At 70.9% G+C, this 1191-nt stretch carries 1 protein-coding gene and 1 pseudogene; both read right to left on the reverse strand.

What is annotated here, in order from left to right:
- Positions 1 to 91: 91 nt before the first annotated feature.
- Positions 92 to 661, reverse strand: a complete 570-nt coding sequence (locus ACFXKZ_RS52440) for an NUDIX domain-containing protein (RefSeq protein WP_380015686.1) — start codon at positions 659 to 661, stop codon at positions 92 to 94.
- Between the two features lie 317 nt (positions 662 to 978).
- Positions 979 to 1191: pseudogene (locus tag ACFXKZ_RS52445) on the reverse strand (NUDIX hydrolase); the annotation flags it as partial.

Consider the following 1191-nt stretch of genomic DNA (forward strand, 5'->3'; position numbering starts at 1 on the left):
TGGTCGTACGTCAACGTCTCCGCGGTGGGGGCATCCGCTTCCCGCTCCCCCGCTGTCGCGTGCTTGCCGCGCAGTCTGCCGGTGGTTTCCGTCATGCCCCGCTCCCTTCGTCGACAGGGCGGTCGGTGAGCACCCGCGCGGCTGTGTCGGACAGCGGCGACCTCGTGTCGCCGACGGCAGGCATCGCGCACAGCCGGTCCTGCGTGGGGTCGTACGCGATCGAGTCGCCGGGGCACTGGAAGTGCACGGCGAATCGGGCGCCGGCCCGATAGGCGTCGAGCCCGGCCCGGCAGTAGGCCACCATCGGCCCCGGCAACGCGTCGAGCCGGTACCAATCCATCGCGTCGCACACGGCCGGCTCCATCACCCGCGGTGTGCCCCGCCGGCGCCGGACCTCGAAGAAGAAGCCGACCCGTGCACCCCCGTCCGGGCTGCGATGGTGCATCGCGGTGGCGGGACGCACGTCGGCCGGGTCGACGAACACGCCCGTCTTCTCCGCCGTTTCACGAACCAAAGCATCGACGACGTCCTCGTGCGGCCCGTCCAGATGACCCGACGGAAGGTGCCACAGGCCTGCGGCATACACCGCTCCCGCCCGCCGCGACAGCAGCACCCGAGGCCCGTCCATGCCGTCGCGGCGCAGGATCAGGTGGACGTCCACAGGCTCCGTGTGCCGCGCCGCGCTCAATTCGCATCCCCGGGCACGCAGTGACGCGGCTGGGCTGACCGGCACTCCGCTGGTGGATCGTGCCGGGGTGGTCGTTCGTCGCTCGGCCCGTAATCGCCGAACAACCACGCCGACCGCACCTTGCACCCGACTGTTGTCGCGGCGGGTTCTCGCGTGCTGGTGTCCGCAGGGTGCGCATTGCGCGGCCGGTCACCGAGTGGCAAAGGCACCGGCATGGGGGTCGAGATGTCGGGTGGTGTGGGCTCGCTCACGAGGGGACCCTTCTGTACGGACGGGGTGCGTGCTCGATGTCAGGTCCAGCCGAACTCGCTGTAGGGGTGGCCGGCTTGGATGGCTCGGATCGCGGCGCGGGTGTAGTCGACGGTCGGGTCCGGAAGGTCGTGGGGGTACCACCATCCCCAGCCGAGGCACTTGTCCGGTTCGAGGACCTCGGGCGTACCGGTCCAGCGCCGGGCGCGGAAGACCATCTGCATGCGCGGGCACGTTCCCGGAGCGTCCAGGAG

It is taken from the genome of Embleya sp. NPDC059237 (genome assembly GCF_042754105.1).
Taxonomy (GTDB): domain Bacteria; phylum Actinomycetota; class Actinomycetes; order Streptomycetales; family Streptomycetaceae; genus Embleya.